General features: G+C 44.1%; 18 protein-coding genes. 2 read left to right on the forward strand and 16 right to left on the reverse strand.

Annotated elements, in window-relative coordinates:
- Positions 1-5 precede the first annotated feature (5 nt).
- Entirely contained in the window at positions 6-1,817 is a 1,812-nt protein-coding gene (gene lepA / locus APAR_RS04115) for a translation elongation factor 4 (protein WP_041654066.1), read from the reverse strand.
- Positions 1,818-1,925: 108 nt separating this feature from the next.
- Here lepA and rpsT point away from each other — a divergent pair, with 108 nt between their 5' ends.
- Positions 1,926-2,189, forward strand: a complete 264-nt coding sequence (rpsT, locus tag APAR_RS04120; RefSeq protein WP_012808888.1) for a 30S ribosomal protein S20 — start codon at positions 1,926-1,928, stop codon at positions 2,187-2,189.
- Positions 2,190-2,260: 71 nt separating this feature from the next.
- Here the strand turns inward: rpsT and holA are convergent, their stop codons facing one another.
- The 15 genes from holA to APAR_RS04195 all read right to left on the reverse strand — a co-directional run bounded on the left by holA (position 2,261) and on the right by APAR_RS04195 (position 16,801).
- The gene (gene holA / locus APAR_RS04125; protein WP_012808889.1) at positions 2,261-3,232 is read right to left on the reverse strand and encodes a DNA polymerase III subunit delta; all 972 of its coding nucleotides are present in this window, start codon (positions 3,230-3,232) and stop codon (positions 2,261-2,263) included.
- Complete coding sequence (locus APAR_RS04130; RefSeq protein WP_012808890.1) at positions 3,216-5,603, reverse strand: ComEC/Rec2 family competence protein; 2,388 nt, start codon at positions 5,601-5,603, stop codon at positions 3,216-3,218. Before APAR_RS04130 ends, holA begins: the two co-directional genes overlap by 17 nt.
- Positions 5,596-6,348 (reverse strand): ComEA family DNA-binding protein, encoded by a 753-nt coding sequence (locus tag APAR_RS07140; protein WP_012808891.1) that lies wholly within the window; start codon positions 6,346-6,348, stop codon positions 5,596-5,598. The genes APAR_RS04130 and APAR_RS07140 overlap by 8 nt, the downstream gene beginning before the upstream one ends.
- Before the next feature lie 266 nt (positions 6,349-6,614).
- Positions 6,615-7,859, reverse strand: a complete 1,245-nt coding sequence (thiI, locus tag APAR_RS04140; protein WP_012808892.1) for a tRNA uracil 4-sulfurtransferase ThiI — start codon at positions 7,857-7,859, stop codon at positions 6,615-6,617.
- A gap of 5 nt (positions 7,860-7,864) precedes the next feature.
- Positions 7,865-8,149 (reverse strand): DNA-directed RNA polymerase subunit omega, encoded by a 285-nt coding sequence (locus APAR_RS04145; RefSeq protein ID WP_012808893.1) that lies wholly within the window; start codon positions 8,147-8,149, stop codon positions 7,865-7,867.
- Entirely contained in the window at positions 8,149-8,727 is a 579-nt protein-coding gene (gmk, locus tag APAR_RS04150; RefSeq protein WP_012808894.1) for a guanylate kinase, read from the reverse strand. The genes APAR_RS04145 and gmk overlap by 1 nt, the downstream gene beginning before the upstream one ends.
- Positions 8,727-9,035, reverse strand: coding sequence for an integration host factor, actinobacterial type (gene mihF / locus APAR_RS04155; RefSeq protein ID WP_012808895.1), 309 nt, complete (start codon positions 9,033-9,035; stop codon positions 8,727-8,729). Before mihF ends, gmk begins: the two co-directional genes overlap by 1 nt.
- 163 nt (positions 9,036-9,198) lie before the next feature.
- Positions 9,199-9,930, reverse strand: coding sequence for an orotidine-5'-phosphate decarboxylase (gene pyrF / locus APAR_RS04160; RefSeq protein ID WP_012808896.1), 732 nt, complete (start codon positions 9,928-9,930; stop codon positions 9,199-9,201).
- Positions 9,924-10,850: a dihydroorotate dehydrogenase gene (locus APAR_RS04165; protein WP_012808897.1), complete on the reverse strand. Its 927-nt coding sequence runs from the start codon at positions 10,848-10,850 to the stop codon at positions 9,924-9,926. Before APAR_RS04165 ends, pyrF begins: the two co-directional genes overlap by 7 nt.
- Positions 10,844-11,638 carry a dihydroorotate dehydrogenase electron transfer subunit gene (locus tag APAR_RS04170; RefSeq protein ID WP_012808898.1) on the reverse strand — a complete coding sequence of 265 codons (795 nt, stop codon included), beginning with the start codon at positions 11,636-11,638 and terminating at the stop codon, positions 10,844-10,846. The genes APAR_RS04165 and APAR_RS04170 overlap by 7 nt, the downstream gene beginning before the upstream one ends.
- Positions 11,638-12,945, reverse strand: coding sequence for a dihydroorotase (locus APAR_RS04175; RefSeq protein ID WP_012808899.1), 1,308 nt, complete (start codon positions 12,943-12,945; stop codon positions 11,638-11,640). The genes APAR_RS04170 and APAR_RS04175 overlap by 1 nt, the downstream gene beginning before the upstream one ends.
- The gene (locus APAR_RS04180) at positions 12,929-13,864 is read right to left on the reverse strand and encodes an aspartate carbamoyltransferase catalytic subunit (protein ID WP_012808900.1); all 936 of its coding nucleotides are present in this window, start codon (positions 13,862-13,864) and stop codon (positions 12,929-12,931) included. Before APAR_RS04180 ends, APAR_RS04175 begins: the two co-directional genes overlap by 17 nt.
- Positions 13,864-14,439 carry a bifunctional pyr operon transcriptional regulator/uracil phosphoribosyltransferase PyrR gene (gene pyrR / locus APAR_RS04185; RefSeq protein WP_012808901.1) on the reverse strand — a complete coding sequence of 192 codons (576 nt, stop codon included), beginning with the start codon at positions 14,437-14,439 and terminating at the stop codon, positions 13,864-13,866. The genes APAR_RS04180 and pyrR overlap by 1 nt, the downstream gene beginning before the upstream one ends.
- Positions 14,440-14,592: 153 nt before the next feature.
- A complete protein-coding gene (locus tag APAR_RS04190) occupies positions 14,593-15,696 on the reverse strand; it encodes an ABC transporter ATP-binding protein (RefSeq protein ID WP_174249701.1) in 1,104 nt (367 codons plus the stop codon).
- 76 nt (positions 15,697-15,772) lie between these two features.
- Positions 15,773-16,801, reverse strand: a complete 1,029-nt coding sequence (locus tag APAR_RS04195; RefSeq protein WP_012808903.1) for a LacI family DNA-binding transcriptional regulator — start codon at positions 16,799-16,801, stop codon at positions 15,773-15,775.
- Positions 16,802-17,068: 267 nt separating this feature from the next.
- On the opposite strand from APAR_RS04195, the gene APAR_RS04200 reads away from it, so the two are divergent.
- A complete protein-coding gene (locus tag APAR_RS04200) occupies positions 17,069-18,127 on the forward strand; it encodes an aldose epimerase family protein (RefSeq protein ID WP_012808904.1) in 1,059 nt (352 codons plus the stop codon).
- Positions 18,128-18,151: the final 24 nt, after the last annotated feature.

Below are 18,151 nucleotides of genomic sequence, written 5' to 3' on the forward strand. Positions count from 1 at the left end.
ACCTTCTACTCGTCATCAACCTTGAGAACAGCCAAGAACGCCTCTTGAGGCACTTCAACTGAACCAATCTGCTTCATGCGCTTCTTACCCTCTTTTTGCTTCTCAAGCAGCTTGCGCTTTCTAGAAATGTCACCGCCGTAGCATTTAGCTAAGACGTCCTTTCTACGCGCGCGAACGGTAGAACGAGAAATGATTTTATTTCCAATGGCGCCTTGAATAGGAACCTCAAAGAGTTGCTGAGGAATGATACCTTTAAGTCTGTCACAAAGACCGCGGGCAAGATCATACGCTTTGTCTTTGTGAACAATAAACGAAAGCGCATCTACAACGTCTCCAGCAAGCAAAATATCAAGCTTAACCAGGTCAGAAGTACGGTACGAATCAAACTCATAGTCAAGAGAAGCGTAGCCTTTGGTTCTACTCTTAAGTTGATCAAAGAAATCCAAAATAAGCTCAGCCAAAGGAATGCCAAAAATCATCTCAACAGATTTATCAGACAGATACACCATGTCTTCAGAGACACCACGATGATCAACAACAAGTTGCATAACCGTACCAACAAACTCAGGAGGCACAATAATTTTTGCCTTGAGGTACGGCTCATCAATGCGATCAATTTTGGTGACTTCTGGAAGATCTTGAGGACTGGTAATCTCAATCATAGTTCCATCGGTCTTATAAACGTGATAGTCAACAGATGGACTAGTAGCAATCAGATCAAGGTCAAACTCACGTTCAAGACGTTCTTTAACAACTTCCATGTGGAGAAGACCCAAAAAGCCTACTCTAAAACCAAATCCCAAAGCTACAGAAGTCTCTGGTGACCAAGTAAGAGACGGATCATTGACGTGCAACTTATCAAGTGCATCACGAAGATTCTCGTATTGCTTATTGTCAACAGGAAAAAGACCAGTAAATACCATCGGTTTTGCTTCGCGGTAGCCTGGCAGTGGTTCTGCACATGGATTTTGCTTGTAGGTAAGCGTGTCACCAACGCGAACAGCCTCAGGGTCTTTGAGGCCAGTTACCACATAGCCAACTTCACCAACAGAAAGCTGGTCAACAGCCATCTCAAGAGGTCTCTTAGCACCAACTTCTTCAACAAGAAAAGGCATAGAGCCTTGCATCATAAGGAGCTGGTCGCCTGCTTTGATTGAGCCATCAAAAACGCGTACCGTTGCTACAACGCCTCTGAACTGATCAAAATATGAATCAAGAATAAGCGCCTTAAGTGGTGCTGTGGGATCACCCTTTGGAGGAGAAACCAAGTACACCAAAGCTTCGAGAAGCTCGTGGATACCCTCACCCGTCTTACCAGAAACACATACCGCATCATCAGCTGGGATAGCAAGAACATCCTCGATTTCTGATCGAACTTCTTCAGGGCGAGCAGATGGAAGATCAATCTTGTTGATGGCAGGAACAATATCCAGATTAGCGTTCATAGCAAGCATAGCGTTTGAGACAGTTTGGGCCTCAACACCTTGCGTTGCATCAACAACCAACACCGCACCCTCACAGGCAGCTAAAGACCTTGATACCTCATAGGTAAAATCAACATGGCCTGGAGTGTCAATCAAGTTGAATTGATAGCGCTCTCCATCGTCTGCGTCATACATAACACGGACAGCGTTTGATTTAATAGTAATTCCACGCTCACGTTCAATGTCCATAGTGTCCAAGAGCTGTGACTCCATATCGCGTTCTTCAACGGTATGAGTAAGCTCCAAAATACGGTCACTGATGGTAGATTTACCGTGATCGATGTGTGCAACAATAGAAAAGTTGCGAATATGTGAAGTATCCTGTGTATTCATACGGAAAATAATAGCGTAAACTACCCGCTTCGTGCTATACTTCAACAGCTGCCTCAAACGTGTCTCAGCGAAGAGGCCTCACATAGTAAACACCGAAAGGAACCGCACGTGGCTAACATCAAGTCTCAGAAGAAGCGTATTCTCACCGCTGAGAAGGCACGCCAGCGCAACAAGGCTGTCCGCTCCGAGCTTAAGACTGCTATTAAGGCAGTTCGCACTGCTGTTGAGGCAGGCCAGCTTGAGGACGCACAGGTTGCTGCTAACAAGGCATCTCGTCTTCTTGACAAGGCTGCTTCTAAGGGCATCGTACACAAGAATCAGGCTGCTCAGCGTAAGAGTGGCGTTCAAAAGCTTGTTAACACCCTTAAGTAGTTCTTATCTACTTTTAATTTATTAAAACGGACTCCTTGGAGTCCGTTTTTTCTTACCTGAATTCTTTGAATCTACATATTTGAGACGCCGCACAAAGCAAAGATGAGTTTGGTCATTGTAGTTGTTTTATCTTCTCCACTCTTAAGACCACGCTCTGAATCTGCGCAGAGACTTAAAATATGTTCAAGTTCGCCATCTCCAAAATGACGTGCCCATCGTGAATAATTTCTAACCTGCCAAGCTTGCTTTCCTAAAACTGAAGCAATTTCCTGTTCAGTACCACGTTTTACCATAGATCTAGCACAAATAAGTTCTCGTACACGTCCGGTAATAAGTGACAAATTACCAATAGCTCCTGACTCGTCCATCTGGCTATAAAGTTCCATTGCTTTTTGGACATTCCTTGCAGAGATACTGTCGAGAAAATCCCACGGCTTAACTTCAACTACTCGTGCAACATGCGTTTCTACAAAATGAATATCAATGGAACCAGTATGACCTAGCAGAGACGCTAAAGATTTAATCTGAGAGTCAAGCATAGTGGTATTATCGCCAACGCGACTTATGAGTTCATTGGCTGCATTAGTTGGAATTTGAAGTCCATATTTTTGTCCAAGATCCCATACATATTTAGGTAATTCATTTCTAGCTATTGCACCACAATTAATAATTGCAAGCTTACCTAAAGCATCCACTGCTTTATAAAGCCTTGTTGATTTAGCAAGTGTCTTTGCAGAAAGCATCAACGTAGTAGTTGGGTTAGGATTCTTTAAGTACTCAATAAGAGCCTCTGATACAGGCTTGGGCAATTTACCTGCATCATCAATAACAACAATTCGTCTAAAATCACCCATGGGAAGTGTCTGAACAGAAGACAAAACAGATTCTGGAGTCAACTCAGCACTTACAGAAATCTCGTCAAGGTTAAATGTAATAAAACTCTGGTTTAGACGGCTTTTAAGCTTGTCTATAGCCCTCGCGCGCTTCAGCTCATCTGGACCAACAGCCAAATATGCAGCTAGTAACTTAGCCTGCTCCGCCATCTTTTTCCTCCTCTAAATCTGTATCTACTTTAGCATGTTGCACGCTCACCTTAGGTCCATGTTCTCCAGGAAATACTGTGACGTCTCCATAATCTTTTGTGCAGTAAAACCTTGCACCAACACCCTCTAAAATATCTATCGCTTCCTGTTTAGGATGCCCATAATGATTATTCTTTCCAGCACTTGCCACCGCTACCTCAGGTTTTAGTACTTGAGCAGTTGCTGGATAGAGTGACTTTGCTGCACCATGATGTCCAACTTTTAAGAAATCAATATCTCCCACATCACCCGATGTCACCGTCTCTTTAGTTTGATCTCTTTCAGCATCTCCCGTTAAAAGCGTAGTTAACGTATTTTGTCCATCGTTATATGTCACATACAGCTCGACTGAAGCATTATTGGCTTCTTTTGCTTTATAGCCCCTATGTGGCCACACCACACGAACATGAAAGCGACCAACATCAAATTCGTCGCCATATAAAACTTCATAAGAACCACTACCAGAAATCCTCTGAATAGCTCTCTGTAACTCAGGCTTTTCTTGTTTTGTTATTCCTTCTCCAACTAATACACGGCCTGCCTTTACTGAGCCAACCATATATCTCACGCCGCCAGCATGGTCTTCATCAAGATGTGTAAGCAAAATTGCATCAAGATATGAGACGTGCTGTCGCTCCAGAGCATCGTTAACCACATCTCCTGCACTAGTATCCACAAGCAGAGAATGCACGCCATCGCTCAGCAATATGGCGTCTCCCTGACCTATATCCATCACACAAATTCTTGTTGGCGAGAAAAACCTCCAATAGATACTTAATCCGACAATAAGCATAGATACTGCCAAACATATGCCAACTAAAACTATTCTTCTTCCCTTTGGCCATAACACATAGAGCGCCACCATTACTGCAATAAAAGCTAATGAGACTATCCAACCAATGTCGGCTACAAACACACTTGCAAAAGGTCTTTCTGATAAGAAAGATGCAAGAGTCTCTATAAGCTTCCCAAGAAAATCTATAAAAAAGAGAACAGTATCTTGAGCTGGTTTAATACTGCTTAAAATTATTGCTCCAATTCCAAATAGACTGAGAAGTGAAAATGGACTTGTAATCAGTGCACTTGAAAGAGGTGCGAGTAATGAAAAATGGCCAAAGCACACACATGAAATTGGAAGGCATGAAAACTGAGCAACTGTTGTTGCGCACATTGTGTTTCGTACACTAGAAAATGGCTTTCTCAGCACCTTTTGTACTGCTCCATATCCAGATAAATGAAATGCAGTTTTAGCGTAATATTGAGCAAGACCGCCATATATATTCATTCCTAAAATACAAGTTAAAGACAATGTAAAAGCAATATTTACGCTCAGTTGTGGATCAACACAAAGCATAAGCAATGCAACAATAGAAACAGCAGATAACGTATGATTCTTCCTTCCAACACACTGCATAATGTATTTTTGCTCAACAAGGAGTATTGCCCTCAATGCAGACGCAGGCACTCCACAGAAAAGTGCATAACTGCTTAATAGAAATAAATTTAACACTCCCCTCAAAAGAGGCTTTAATGTAAGTTTTTTAAACAAAGCATCAATATAGGCAGAGAGAATTACAATGTGACAACTAGAAATTGCAATGAGGTGCATAAGGCCGCAGCGCATAAATATTCTCGGAATGTTAAAGCTATACAGGCTGGGCCTATAGGCACAAAGACCGCATGCAGCTAGCGCTCGCCCAAAGCTCAGCTCTGGTTGAAGTTGAGAAATACAGTTTTCTCTAAATTGGGCAACTTCCCCAACAATTCCCTCTTCATAGGTTTTTGAATTCACCTTGGTTACCTGAATTGAACCAAGTACTCCCCTCTTAAATTGTTCTTCTGAAAAATCTTTATCTTTATATCGTGTAAACCTACCTTCACAGCACAGATGTGTTTCTCGTAAGAACTGTTCCTTGGTATGTAGTCCCACACATCCAATGCATCTACCTTGGTAGATGACGTTTGCTTGACCAATCCATGTGTGATTTTTGTAGACTAAATCTCTTGATACAACTAGTTCAAAATCATGTACGGAAGTTGACTCTAAAAGATTCACTGACGCCATTTGACTGTCATATATAAAGAAAGACCTGATAAGGATAATTACAAGTAAGAGTAAAACTACCCCAACAGTCATAATGCTGGTATGCGCATGCTTTACATACCAAAATCCCAAAGCAACCACCGCACAGATTCCTAGAATATGAATCAGAACTGTATCGAGCGTTGCGCTTCTTGCAATAAAAACTTGAAGCCATAAACAAACAAAAAGCAGCGCACATAGGCTATACGGAATAAAAGGACGAAAGGGCTGTTCCATCGTCTTAGACACGAATATTGTCCTTAAGCTGATCAAATTTTTTCTGACCAATACCAGAAACGCGCATCAAATCTTCAGTAGTCTTAAAGGGTCCATTCTTTTGTCTGTCTGCAACAATGCGCTTAGCCAATCCTTCGCCAACACCTTTGAGTTTGGTAAATTCTTCTACGGTTGCTCGATTAATATCTACAACTGTCTTTTTGTCGCTCTTCTTATCTGTCTGCTTATTGCTCGTGGCTTTATTTTGATCTGGCTGCAAAATCTCTGGCGGCGCCTCTTCTCCCTTTCGAGGAATATAAATTTTTTGACCATCTTCTACAGGAGACGCTAGATTAATGTCTTGACTGTTGGCATCTTCAGTCAAGCCACCTGCTATTTGAATTGCGTCGTTTACACGTGGATTTACCGTCTGAAGTGCATAAAGACCAGGTGATTTAACAGCTCCATCAACATGAACCATCATTTGAGGAGATGCTTCTTTAATCTTATGGTCATCTCCTGGCTGCTCTGTAGTCTTATCCTCCTGCGAGTGCTGTGGGTTTTCCGCAACAATCGCTCCCTGTGTAGAGTTTGCTTGATTATGTGATCTGTCAAAAGACTCTGATGTTCCAGCGCTAATCATCCCAATAAATACAACTACTGAAACAATGCCTAGGACAACCACAGCAATAACCGCTAAAAGTTGCTGCTGAGAAAGATTAAATCTTCTCATCAATTTATTAATTAATTGGTAACGATTATTTGAAATCTGAGCCATAGAATCACCTCAGATTTATATTCGACTATTAAGTGAATGTAAAACACAACTTTCAAAAATTCATCTATTATTTTTGTTCTAAACCTGCTGGTAATCTGACACATTTATCAACAAATAACAGATATATATCTAAAAACTAATAAGAATAGGACTAAACTAAATCAGATTATCAAGCCGTTTATATAAAAAATCCGCCCCTTCATGGGACGGATACTAAAAATATGTATATGCAACATTGTCAAACTTTTTTGAACTGCAAAAATAGCCTAATCAGTAACAAATTCAGCAGGAGCAAGCTCTTTATGACGAGCAGGCAATACTTTAGGTGGCTTATATGAAGGACACTGGTTAAAGTCAATATACTCAATATGCTGCATAAGATTTTCAATCATTTCATCATGATTAAAAGAATTCCATGCCTCAAGAACTTCTCGTATCCTTGCATGAGTCTCAGGACGACGAGGCATAAACAGTGTGCAGCAATCAGGAGCCGTCTGCGTTGAAATATCAAATGTATTGATATCTTGGGCGCGACGAATAATTTCTTGCTTATCAGAGCCAATCAGAGGTCTCAAAACAGGTATGGTAACAGCCTCGTTGACAGCAGCAATGTTGTCGAGAGTCTGAGAAGCAACTTGACCAAGTGACTCTCCCGTTACCAGTGCTTTAGCACCCTCAAGCTCTGCAATCTTCTGTGCAATGATATACATCACGCGACGATACATAATGATACGGAGAGCTTGTGGAACCGCAAGGGAAATCTCACGCTGATGCTCACCAAATGGCACAACATACATTCTGCCAATAAGGCCAGCGGACTCAAGTGCCTCAATAATATCCTGACACAGGTATTCGCTTGTATCAGAAGTCATAGGACGACCAGAGAAGTGAACTGGAATTACCGTAGCACCTCTACGACCAACCATCCATGTTGCAACAGGCGAATCTATACCACTTGAAAGAAGTGATACAACCTTACCTGCAGTTCCAACAGGAAGACCCCCAACACCGCGAATAGACGCAGCATATACGTAAGCGTTGCCCTGAACAACATGTACATACACCGTCATATCAGGATCATGCATCTGAACTTTTTTATCAGGAAAATTCTCACAAAGTACTGCACCAACAAGTTGATTAAGCTCAATGGAATGCCTTGGATAGACTGTTGAGGAACGGCGAGCATGCACTTTAAACGTAGTAAAGTTGCCAGCCTCCCCCAGCGCCTTCACAGCGGCGTTACAAAACTCCTGCTCATCCAAGCCACAACGATATGCTAAAGAAGCGCGAGCAACACCAGGAACCTGAGCTACTGCACGTTGCAGTTCTTCAGTTGCTTGTTTATCGGTGGTTTCTACAAGAAGGTAGCCAGAAATGCGAGAAACCCCCGCCACTGGAAAGTGTCGGAGGGCTCGTCGTAAATTTGTTACCAACTGATTTTCAAAAGTGGATCGGTTCTTACCCTTTAAACCAATTTCATGGTAGTGAACCAGACATACTCTTTCAGTCATAACTCTTAATAAACGATAGTGTTCTCGCCCTTAATTGCCTCATCAAAAGAATCTTTAACAAAGCCAAGGGTACCATCGTTGATTTCTTTCATAGCAATAGAGACAGAATCTTTACCACTTGCAACAGTAGTAATGTCATCAAAGTCCTGAACAGCAGTTACACGCAAGTGCTGACCGTGAAGCATATTATTTATATCGCAAGCACGCTTAGAAGCAAGAGAGCAAAGTAAAAATGGATTCTGCTCAGTCTTCTGAAGCAGGCTGTCAATTTCAGGCTTAATAACAGACATTAAAGCTGACCTCCGTCTGATTCATAGTCATCAAAAACTTCCTCGAGCTTGCTCAGCGCAGTCTCGAGGTTGTCGTTCACAATGCAAACAGTATAGTCGTTTGCATACTCCATTTCACGCGACGCATTAGAAAGTCTCGTAGAAATGGTCTTCTCGTCTTCTGTACCACGACCTCTAAGTCGCTGTTCCAGCTCTTCAAATGAAGGTGGCTTTATAAAGACGAGAATGGCGTTGGGATATTGTTTGTGGACCATAAGCCCACCCTGAACGTCAATCTCTAAAACAACAGACTGACCTGCAGAAATCAGGCGATCAACCTCGGATTTAAGCGTGCCATAGCAATGACCATGAACATGAGCCCACTCAAGGAATTCACCGGCATCAACGCGCTTTTTAAATTCTTCATCAGAAAGAAAATAATACGCAACTCCATCGACTTCTCCTGGTCGTGGAGAGCGTGTAGTAGCCGAAACCGTCAGGCCTAGGTTTGGGCGCTTGTCCCTCAACAGAGAGACAAGGGTTCCTTTTCCTACACCTGACGGTCCAGATACTACAAAAAGTTTGGCTGAACGAGCCACTACTTGGTCAGTGCCTCGAGGAGCTGCTCACGCTGACGAGCGCCAAGACCCTTAACGCGGCGAGTTGCGGAAATTCCGAGCTCGTCCATAATCTTTGCTGCCTTTGCCTTGCCGTAGCCAGGAAGGGACTCGATAAGAGCGGAAACCTTCATACGCTCAGCAATAGGATCGGTAGAATCAAGGACCTCTTTAAGGGAGACCTTACCAGTCTTAACCTTCTCGCGAAGCTCTGCGCGAGCGTGACGAGCCTGAGCTGCCTTCTCAAGTGCTGCCTTGCGCTGCTCATCGGTAAGTGTAGGTAGAGCCATTGTTCCTCCAAACATCGTTTTCGTACTTCATATACGAAACTCAATTTAATGTGCCTTTTGCACTTCAGCAAAATAGTTTGCCACATAACACGTTATTTACAAGGGATTTTTTAATATTTCTGCATTAAAAACCAACTGTTCACCATAATTACAGAAATTTTTGTTAATTTTTTAGTTCAGAAATGATGGCTTCAAATGCAATAACTGGATCGTTTGCGCAGGTAATTGGCCTGCCAACTACCAATTTGCTTGCTCCAGCCTTAATTGCAGCTGAAGGTGTGGAAATTCTGACTTGATCGCCCTTCTCGGCACCTTCTGGACGTACTCCTGGAGTCACAATGAGTGCATTTGGTCCCAAAAGCTCTCTCATTTCCTGTGCCTCCTGGGGTGAACAAACGATTCCGTCAGCGCCAGCGTTGTAAGAAAGAGAAGCCAAACGGGCAACCTCATCCTTAATTGAGCCGTCAACGCCAATGGAATGAAGTGCCTTCTCATCCATACTCGTAAGTACAGAAATAGCCACCAGCTTGGTGCGACCAGACTCATCAACACCACGCTCTGCTGCAGCCTCTTCTGCGCCCTCACGACCAGCTGAGATCATCTGTGCTGTACCCAGACCATGAATAGAAAGGATGTCTGCACCAGAAAGAGATGCAGAATGGACAGCACCTTTAACCTGGAATGGAATATCGTGCACCTTAAGATCTAAAAACACCTTGAACCCACGAGCATGCATCTCGTCCACCATCGAAGGTCCATAGCGATAAAACAGTGTCATGCCAACCTTGACCCAACGTGCATGACCGGCGAGAAGATCGGTGAGCTCCAAAGCTCTTTCTCTTGTGCAATCAAGCGCAACAATAACGGCGTCGCGTGCCTGCTCGTCTGTTAACATTCAACAGCTCCAATCAGTTCGTGGATGTCAGATACGCCCTGAGACTTTGCCCAATCAGTAAGCTCGTTCAGAATACGTGGAGCACACATAGGGTCGTAAAGGTTTGCAGAACCAACCGAGACGGCCGTAGCGCCTGCCAGAATAAATTCCGCAGCATCTTCGCCTGTTTCCACACCACCTACACCACAGATAGGGATAGAGACTGCCTGAGCGCACTCCCAAACCATACGGACAGCAGCGTTATGACATAAAGGACCACTGAGGCCGCCTGTTGGCTTAGAAAGCCTGCTCTTTCTAGTATGAACATTGATAGACATGCCTGGAATAGAGTTAATCAATGTGAGGCCATCAGCACCCTCAGCCTCAAAAGCCTTGCCAATCTCAGCAACATTGACGGGAGCCATCTTAACCAAGATAGGCAGCTTCGTTAGAGGACGAACCGCTTTCATAATCTCTGTTGCCTGCTCAGGAGTGCCGCCAAGAGGTCTGCCGCCCTTCTCGAGATTTGGACAGCTCACGTTAAGCTCAATAGCTGAAATGTGCGGATTAAGCTCCTCAAGACGCTCGACAACGTCAATCATTTCTTGCACGGAATGTGCTGCCATCTGCATGATAACGCGCGTACCACGGTCTTCAAGGTCTTTCATGTAGTCATCAGTGTGAGCGATAAAATCATCCACTCCCGGATTAGCAAGGCCAACGCTGTTCATCATGCCGCCGTTAAGCTCACACATACGAGGAGCAGGATTTCCTTCCCAAGGAACGCGGGCAACACCCTTCATAGTAATGGCGCCAAGCAGGGAGACGTCGTAAAAGCCTTCAAACTGCCAGCCATAACCAAAGGTACCTGCAGCAGTATTAATAGGATTTTTCATCTGGATTCCACCCAGATTGACGGCCATTTTTACCTGGTCTACCATGCGATCTCCTTTGCTTCAAAGACAGGTCCAACCATGCAAGCAGACGCATAGCCACCCTTAGCAAGTGGGACATTGCAGGTATTACATGCGCCAAACGCGCAGCTCATCATACGCTCCATAGAAACCTGACACGCAACATTATTGGCAATTGCAAGCTTGGCTACACTTCTCATCATAGGCTCTGGACCACAGGTATACATGGCATCCCAAACGCCTTGGCTCAAAGGCTCTTCCAAAGCTGTAGTTACAAAGCCCTTGATACCCTTTGATCCATCATCTGTCGTGACGTACACATTCTGTGCGCCCAGTGCGAGAAGATCCTCTTCACCAAAAAGTTTCTCGGCAGTTTGAGCACCAATCACAGCGTCAAATTCAACTCCCAGTTCAGTAAGTTTGCGAGCTGCTGCGATAATAGGTGTGATACCCACACCACCTGCTACTAGCACACTTCTTTTACTTGAAGCATTAAGACGCCACGGACGACCGCAAGGAGCTGTCATGTCGCTGGCATCACCTGGCTGCATTTGAGAAAGTCTGCGCGTACCCTCACCTACCGTTGCATAGATAAGCTCGAGCATATCGGTTGCTTTATCAGCAAACGAGAAAGACAGTGGAATGCGAAGAATATGACGTTTATCGCCTGGAACGTTAACGTTTACAAACTGACCAGGTTCCAAAGACTTACAAAGACCTGGTACTTTAAGCTGGGCTCTATATAGATTCTGAGCAACCTGGGTATTGCTCAACACCACAAAATCAAATACCTGTGCATTTCCACGTAGTGGCATTACTTTTCCTCTCCAGGAACAACTACTTCATTGGCAAGGACACGCTTACCATCAACAAACACATCAGTTGCAACGCCATAAAGCTCAGAGCCAATAAAGGCGGAGTTCTTAGACTTACTCTCAAAATACTCTGGTGTAATCTGGACCTTTTTATTTGGATCAAAAAGTGTTAAATCAGCCTTATAACCTGCAGCAATCTTAATAGGCTCAAGACGCAGAATACGACGAGGATTAACAGCCATTGCACGAACAAGGCCAGTATAAGAAAGCTTATTGGTTCGTACCATATTAGTAATCATTAAAGGCAGCGAGGTCTCAAGACCAATGCAACCAAAGTAAGAAATTTCCCACTCACAGTCCTTCTCGTGAGCTGCATGAGGTGCATGATCGGTAACAATACAATCAACTGTACCGTCTGCAACTGCTGTCTGAAGTGCAAGCGTATCCTCAGCAGTTCTGAGTGGTGGGTTCATCTTAAGGTTAGTGTTATAAGCATCGGTGATGTCGTCTTCAGACAAGAAAAGGTGATGAGGACAAACCTCTGCGGTAACGGGCAGGCCTTCCTTCTTAGCTGCGCGTACCAGCTCTACTCCCCTGCCTGTTGAAATGTGGCAGATATGTAGAGGACAGCCAGTGAGTCGGCAAAGATCAATATCTCTGGAAATCTCCAGCTCCTCGCCAAGTGCCGGCCAACCAAACATACCAAGTCGTGTGCTTGCGCGGCCCTCGTTAACAAGGCCGCCAGCACTGATGGACTCAATCTCACAGTGAGCAGCGACAACGCGATCAAACTGAGAAACGTACTCCATAACTGTACGCATCATACCGGCACTTTGAACGCCGTGCCCATCGTCAGAGAATGCAGAAGCACCCTCGTCAACCATGTTGCCAATCTCAGCAAGCTCTTGTCCCTTAGAACCCTTAGTCAGAGCACCCATGGGACGCACATGAATGAGACCAACCTCATTGCCACGGTCAATCTGAAAACGAACAGCAGCTCCATTATCGGTGACAGGATTGGTATTTGGCATAGTAGCAACGTCAGTGAAACCACCATGAACCGCAGCTCTAGAACCTGTTTCGATGGTCTCCTTGTACTCAAAACCAGGATCTCTAAAGTGGACGTGCATGTCAACAAGGCCAGGTGTCAGCACCTTACCCTTTGCATCAATAACAATATCGCCCACTTGAGGTTTAACCGTTGCTGCAACTTCATCAATGGTTTCTCCGTCAATACGAACATCCATTACCGCATCAAGATTAAGCTGTGGGTCAACAACGCGTGCACCCTTAAGCAGAAATGCCATCAAAGTCTCCTCCCAGAAGCAAATACATTTCGGCCATGCGCGTTAAAACGCCTGCATTGACCTGGTCAAGAATACGAGAGCGAACACAATCAGCCACCTCGCTGTTAATTTCCATGCCACGGTTCATAGGACCTGGGTGGCAAATAATTGCCTCGGGCTTCATCAGCTTACTGCGGCGCTCATCAAGACCCCAAAGCCTGTTATACTCACGGCGAGAAGGAATAGGAGCTCCTTCCATACGCTCCAGCTGCACACGAAGCATATACACAACGTCTACATCTCCAATGACTTCATCAAAGTGCGAAGTCTGATAACAATCAAACCAACTTGGATCATCTACGTGGAATGTTGGAGGACCAACCAAAACCACCTCTGCCCCCATAGTTTTAAGTGCTGGCACCAAAGAACCAACAACGCGACTGTGAGAAAGATCGCCGACAATAGCAACCTTAAGACCGTCAAGATGTCCAAAGTTTTTGCGGATAGTATAGAGGTCAAGCATTGCCTGAGTTGGGTGCTGATGCTTACCGTCACCCGCGTTTATAACCACTGCATCAGTGTTCTCAGTAATCTTCTGTGGTGTTCCTGCAAGTCTTGCACGACAGATGAACATATCAACGTTCATGGCGTCGATAGTCTGAATAGTATCTGCCAGCGATTCACCCTTAACAACAGATGAAGTTGAGCCTCCCATATTTAGAGCATCAGCAGAGAGGCGCTTCTCGGCAAGTTCAAATGAGGAACGAGTCCTGGTAGAAGGTTCCAAAAAAAGATTTACGATGGTACGACCACGAAGTGCTGGCACTTTTTTGATGTCTCTGTTGTTCACAGCCTCAAATGACTGAGCGGTATCAAGAATCTGCTGGATATCATCATGAGTCAGGCTGTTCGTATCAATCAAATGTTTAACTGAAAGCATTAGTTTTCTCCCTCAATAAAAGGATTAGAGTAGTCAGCTTCATACAACAAAACACAGTCCTGACCATCAATTTCTTTAACATTTAAACTGACTACCTGGCTCTTTGATGAAGGAATGTTCTTTCCTACATAGTCAGGTCTAATGGGAAGCTCGCGACGTCCACGGTCAACTACCACAGCTAGCTGAACACGTTCAGGACGACCGTAATCAATAAGAGCATCAAGTGCTGCCCTGATAGTTCTTCCAGTCTGAAGAACGTCATCTACCAGCACAATACTTGTGCCCGAAATATCAAAATCAATATTAGTTGCGTGGAGTACTGGTGCAATATTTCTTCTAAAATCATCGCGATAAAAGCTGATATCAAGTGAGCCAACTTTTGGCTTAAATCCAGTAAAACTCAAAATCTTTTCCGCAAGACGAGAAGCCAAAACTTCTCCACGTCGAATAATGCCCACAAGAACAACGTTTTCAATTGAATTGTTATTCTCAACAATTTCGTGAGCAATTCGTGTAAGCATGCGGTCCAAGGACTTCTCATCCACAATAAGAGAGCGTGAACCTTCTTGAGCCATAGCGCCTCCAATAAAAAAGATACCTCACCTGACTAGGCACAAGGTATCCAAAAGGCAAAACTATGACTATGAGCCTTACGGGTATCTCGTACCACATTTAAAGACACACATATTGTACTCGTATAGGACCTAATTTGAGGTTAGAAATTTTAATTATCTCTTGAGATGCTCGTAAGCTTCACAAACTTCATCTACAGGACCAAGCATGCGCTGCTTACCCTTCTCAATCCAAATAGCACGATCACAAATGCGCTGAACCAGGTCAATGGAGTGAGAAACCAGAAGAACCGTAACATTATTCGAAGCAACCAGCTCTTTGATACGATTCTCGCACTTTTGCTGGAAGAGGAAATCTCCTACCGAGAGTGTCTCATCAACAATGAGCAGATCGGGTTCTGTGACCGTAGCAATTGCAAAAGCAATACGTGCCACCATACCCGACGAGTAATTCTTGAGTGGCATATCCATAAAACCCTCAAGCTCAGCAAACTCAACAATCTGATCAAAGTGCGAGTCAATAAATTCCTTTTTGTAACCAAGAAGAGCACCGTTAAGGTAGATATTCTCTTTAGCGGTTAGCTCCATGTCAAAACCTGCGCCAAGCTCAATAAGCGGTGCAATAGTACCTTTGACCTCGCAAGTTCCCTTAGAAGGCTCAAGTACACCAGCAATGATTTTAAGCATGGTAGACTTGCCGGAACCATTGGTGCCCACCAAACCAAAAGCCTCGCCGCGCTTAACCTCAAACGAGATGTCATCAAGAGCTTTGAATTCCTTGAAGGCAACCTCGCCGCGTGCAAAGGCAATAAAATACTCTTTCAGCGAGTTAAACTGCTCCGAAGCAATATTAAAAATCTCCGAAACACCATTTACCGCAACAACAGTTTCTGCATCTTCAGAAGGAAGTGATGGACGCATAAAATCGTCATCACCTGCAACTACCACCCAAGCAGTAACCGTCTGAGGATTATTAAGGCTGTCAAATGCATCAATATAAAGATGGTAACGACCAGGCTCGGTAAACGTAAATGTCCACGAAGTGTCTGTAATTGAGCCACCAAACTGATGCTCCGTGGTATCCCAAAATCCCTCGTCCCAACGATCATACAGGCTCCACACATAGTTGAATCTGAAACCCTCAGGGTTTGCACCAATAATTTTAGGAGTTGCAGTTACAGTCTCTCCTGCACGAATCTCGTGCGTATCTAAGGAAACCTGAACTGACCAGCCTAATTCTTTATTTGGTGACTCAGACATACAACTCCTCTAATCAACTATTGCCTGAACAGTATAGCTGATTATGGCGAGAAACCCGACTTTTTAAGAGACTTCCCTACTTCTGTGGTGCTGCTGTGGTAGTACGAACAATGAGCTTTGGAGCAATTCTGATTGCTTCGGGTTTATATCCAGGCTCAGATGCACGAATTGCATGCTCAAGTGCAACACGTCCGCGCTCTAGTAGGTTAAAGCGAACTGTGGTTAATGAGAAGTTAGGCAAATAATTTTCAAGAGAGTCGTCAACACCAACAACGCTGACATCATCTGGAACGCTCAGTCCAACTTCTTCAAATGCCGCAATGACACCAAGTGCCATCTGATCGTTTGCAACATACACTGCCGTATAATCGCGATTTTCTCGCAACTTTTTACCAATTTCATAGCCACTATTAGCAGTCCAGTCACCAGCAAATGGCTCGACAATTTCCAACCCATACTCAGACATTGCATCTCGCCAGCCCTTCTCGCGAAATTGTGAGTCAATAGAGTATGAGGGACCTGCTACAAAACGGATTTTGCGATGCCCAAGTTCAAAGAGATGGTCAATGACAAGCTTTGAGCAGCCATACTGATCAGAATCAACAGTGGTACAGTAAGGATGCTCATGCATGGTAAGAAGAACTGTTCCAAGACCTGGTTGTGGTACAAAAGATTCAAAGTCTGACGCCATAAGACTCATACTAATAATCATGCCATCAACGGGAAGATTAGACATGCGATGAGAAATATCCTGAAGGCATAAGCCGTCGCCAGAACCCTTCTCAATCATCGTAATTGCATATTCATGATCACGAGCAGCCGAAACAATGCCGTCGAGAGTAGCTAAGTTACCAAACTCGCGAATGTCATACAGACAAAGTCCCACTGATTGATACAAGCCAGACCTCAATGACCTACCAGCAAAGCTTGGCCTAAAGCCCATAGACTCCATTGCGGCTTGAACTTTTTCACGCGTTGCTTTGCTAACGTTCTGGGCACCATTAGCAACACGAGAGACGGTCTGCTGAGAAACGCCAGCAACTTGTGCAACATCAGCCATTGAAACAGAGCGTTTATTTGAGCTAGAACTATGCGAGCGAGTCACGAATTCCTCCGATTATCTGCTTGTTTACGTACTCATACTAGCAGGTAGATTGATATAACGCGATAAAATTGCATATATATCAAGTAAATTAAACGCTCACGGTAAAAAAAGAACCGTTCGGCGAGAGAGACTTTTGACCTGTATTCTAACCGTTTGCCCCCGCAAAAATACCACTGACTGAAAACTTAATAATTTGCTGTTGGTTTGTTATGAGTACGTTAACATAGTACATGTAACGCACCATAAATGGTATCTCGGAGGTATCCGATGATTGATGTTAGGCCTTTTGATAGTTTTGTTAACTCTCCCGCTGCTCTTACTTATACTATTCGAGGCGCTCATTCAGCAATTAAATTAAGTAATTTTGGCGCCACTATTCTTGACATTTCAGTACCAGATGTCTATGGAACACAAGCAGATGTAGTTCTTGGATATGGCCTGTTTGACCTGTATTTAGATAATCCTGCTTGCTTTGGTGCCTCCATTGGACCTTCTGCAAATCGTGCGGATAAAGCAGAGATTCCACTTAATGGAGTTGTCTATCATCTTCCTAAAAACAATGGTCCAAATAATCAAAATAATCTTCACACTGATTTAGTTGATGGTATTCATAAGCGCATTTGGCAAGCAGAAATCGATGAATCACATAATACCGTGACATTCAGCATTGACCTGATAGATGGAGAATATGGACTACCAGGTAACCGCCATATCACCGCTACATATGAGCTTGTTGAAGAATCTGCACAGTCAACGGTAAATCTTACGTATGCCTGTACTACTGATGCTGCAACATTCGTAAACATGACCAACCACGTGTACTTTAACCTCAACGGTCACGATTCCGGAGATGTCTGCGGTCACCAACTCACTATCCAGGCAGAATCATACCTTCCTCTACGAGAAGATTCAGTTTCTGCAGGAATCGTAAACTCTGTTGCAGGAACTCCTTTTGATTTCCGTACACCTAAGGCCATTGGAAAAGATCTTGGTGTTGAAAACGAGCAGCTTAAAATTGCTCACGGCTATGATCATTGCTTTGTAATTAACAATTACAAAAATGGTCAGCTTCGCCCCGCTCTTCTCGCCACTTCAGAAGGCGGTCGATCTCTTGAAATTCAAATCACCGCTCCCGGTGCTCATCTATATACTGGCAACTGGCTTGATGAGGCACGCGCAAAAGACGGTGCTATCTACAAACCTCAAGCTGGCTTTGCATTTGAAAGCGAATTTTATCCAGACTGTGCTCACCATGCAGAGTGGCCTCAGCCTATTTGCACACCTGAGCATCCTTACAACTCACAAATTGTTTATCGATTCTTTTAAGGTGCCTGTAGCTTTGCAATCACT

This window comes from Lancefieldella parvula DSM 20469, assembly GCF_000024225.1.
GTDB classification, from domain to species: Bacteria; Actinomycetota; Coriobacteriia; order Coriobacteriales; family Atopobiaceae; genus Lancefieldella; species Lancefieldella parvula.

Excerpts from the sequence above, each read along its gene's own strand:
- lepA (WP_041654066.1), bottom strand. The coding sequence starts at position 1,817 with ATGAATACACAGGATACTTCACATATTCGCAACTTTTCTATTGTTGCA.
- holA (WP_012808889.1), bottom strand. The coding sequence starts at position 3,232 with ATGGCGGAGCAGGCTAAGTTACTAGCTGCATATTTGGCTGTTGGTCCA.
- APAR_RS07140 (WP_012808891.1), bottom strand. The coding sequence starts at position 6,348 with ATGGCTCAGATTTCAAATAATCGTTACCAATTAATTAATAAATTGATG.
- thiI (WP_012808892.1), bottom strand. The coding sequence starts at position 7,859 with ATGACTGAAAGAGTATGTCTGGTTCACTACCATGAAATTGGTTTAAAG.
- APAR_RS04145 (WP_012808893.1), bottom strand. The coding sequence starts at position 8,149 with ATGTCTGTTATTAAGCCTGAAATTGACAGCCTGCTTCAGAAGACTGAG.
- mihF (WP_012808895.1), bottom strand. The coding sequence starts at position 9,035 with ATGGCTCTACCTACACTTACCGATGAGCAGCGCAAGGCAGCACTTGAG.
- pyrF (WP_012808896.1), bottom strand. The coding sequence starts at position 9,930 with ATGTTAACAGACGAGCAGGCACGCGACGCCGTTATTGTTGCGCTTGAT.
- APAR_RS04165 (WP_012808897.1), bottom strand. The coding sequence starts at position 10,850 with ATGGTAGACCAGGTAAAAATGGCCGTCAATCTGGGTGGAATCCAGATG.
- APAR_RS04170 (WP_012808898.1), bottom strand. The coding sequence starts at position 11,638 with ATGCCACTACGTGGAAATGCACAGGTATTTGATTTTGTGGTGTTGAGC.
- APAR_RS04175 (WP_012808899.1), bottom strand. The coding sequence starts at position 12,945 with ATGGCATTTCTGCTTAAGGGTGCACGCGTTGTTGACCCACAGCTTAAT.
- APAR_RS04180 (WP_012808900.1), bottom strand. The coding sequence starts at position 13,864 with ATGCTTTCAGTTAAACATTTGATTGATACGAACAGCCTGACTCATGAT.
- pyrR (WP_012808901.1), bottom strand. The coding sequence starts at position 14,439 with ATGGCTCAAGAAGGTTCACGCTCTCTTATTGTGGATGAGAAGTCCTTG.
- APAR_RS04190 (WP_174249701.1), bottom strand. The coding sequence starts at position 15,696 with ATGTCTGAGTCACCAAATAAAGAATTAGGCTGGTCAGTTCAGGTTTCC.
- APAR_RS04200 (WP_012808904.1), top strand. The coding sequence starts at position 17,069 with ATGATTGATGTTAGGCCTTTTGATAGTTTTGTTAACTCTCCCGCTGCT.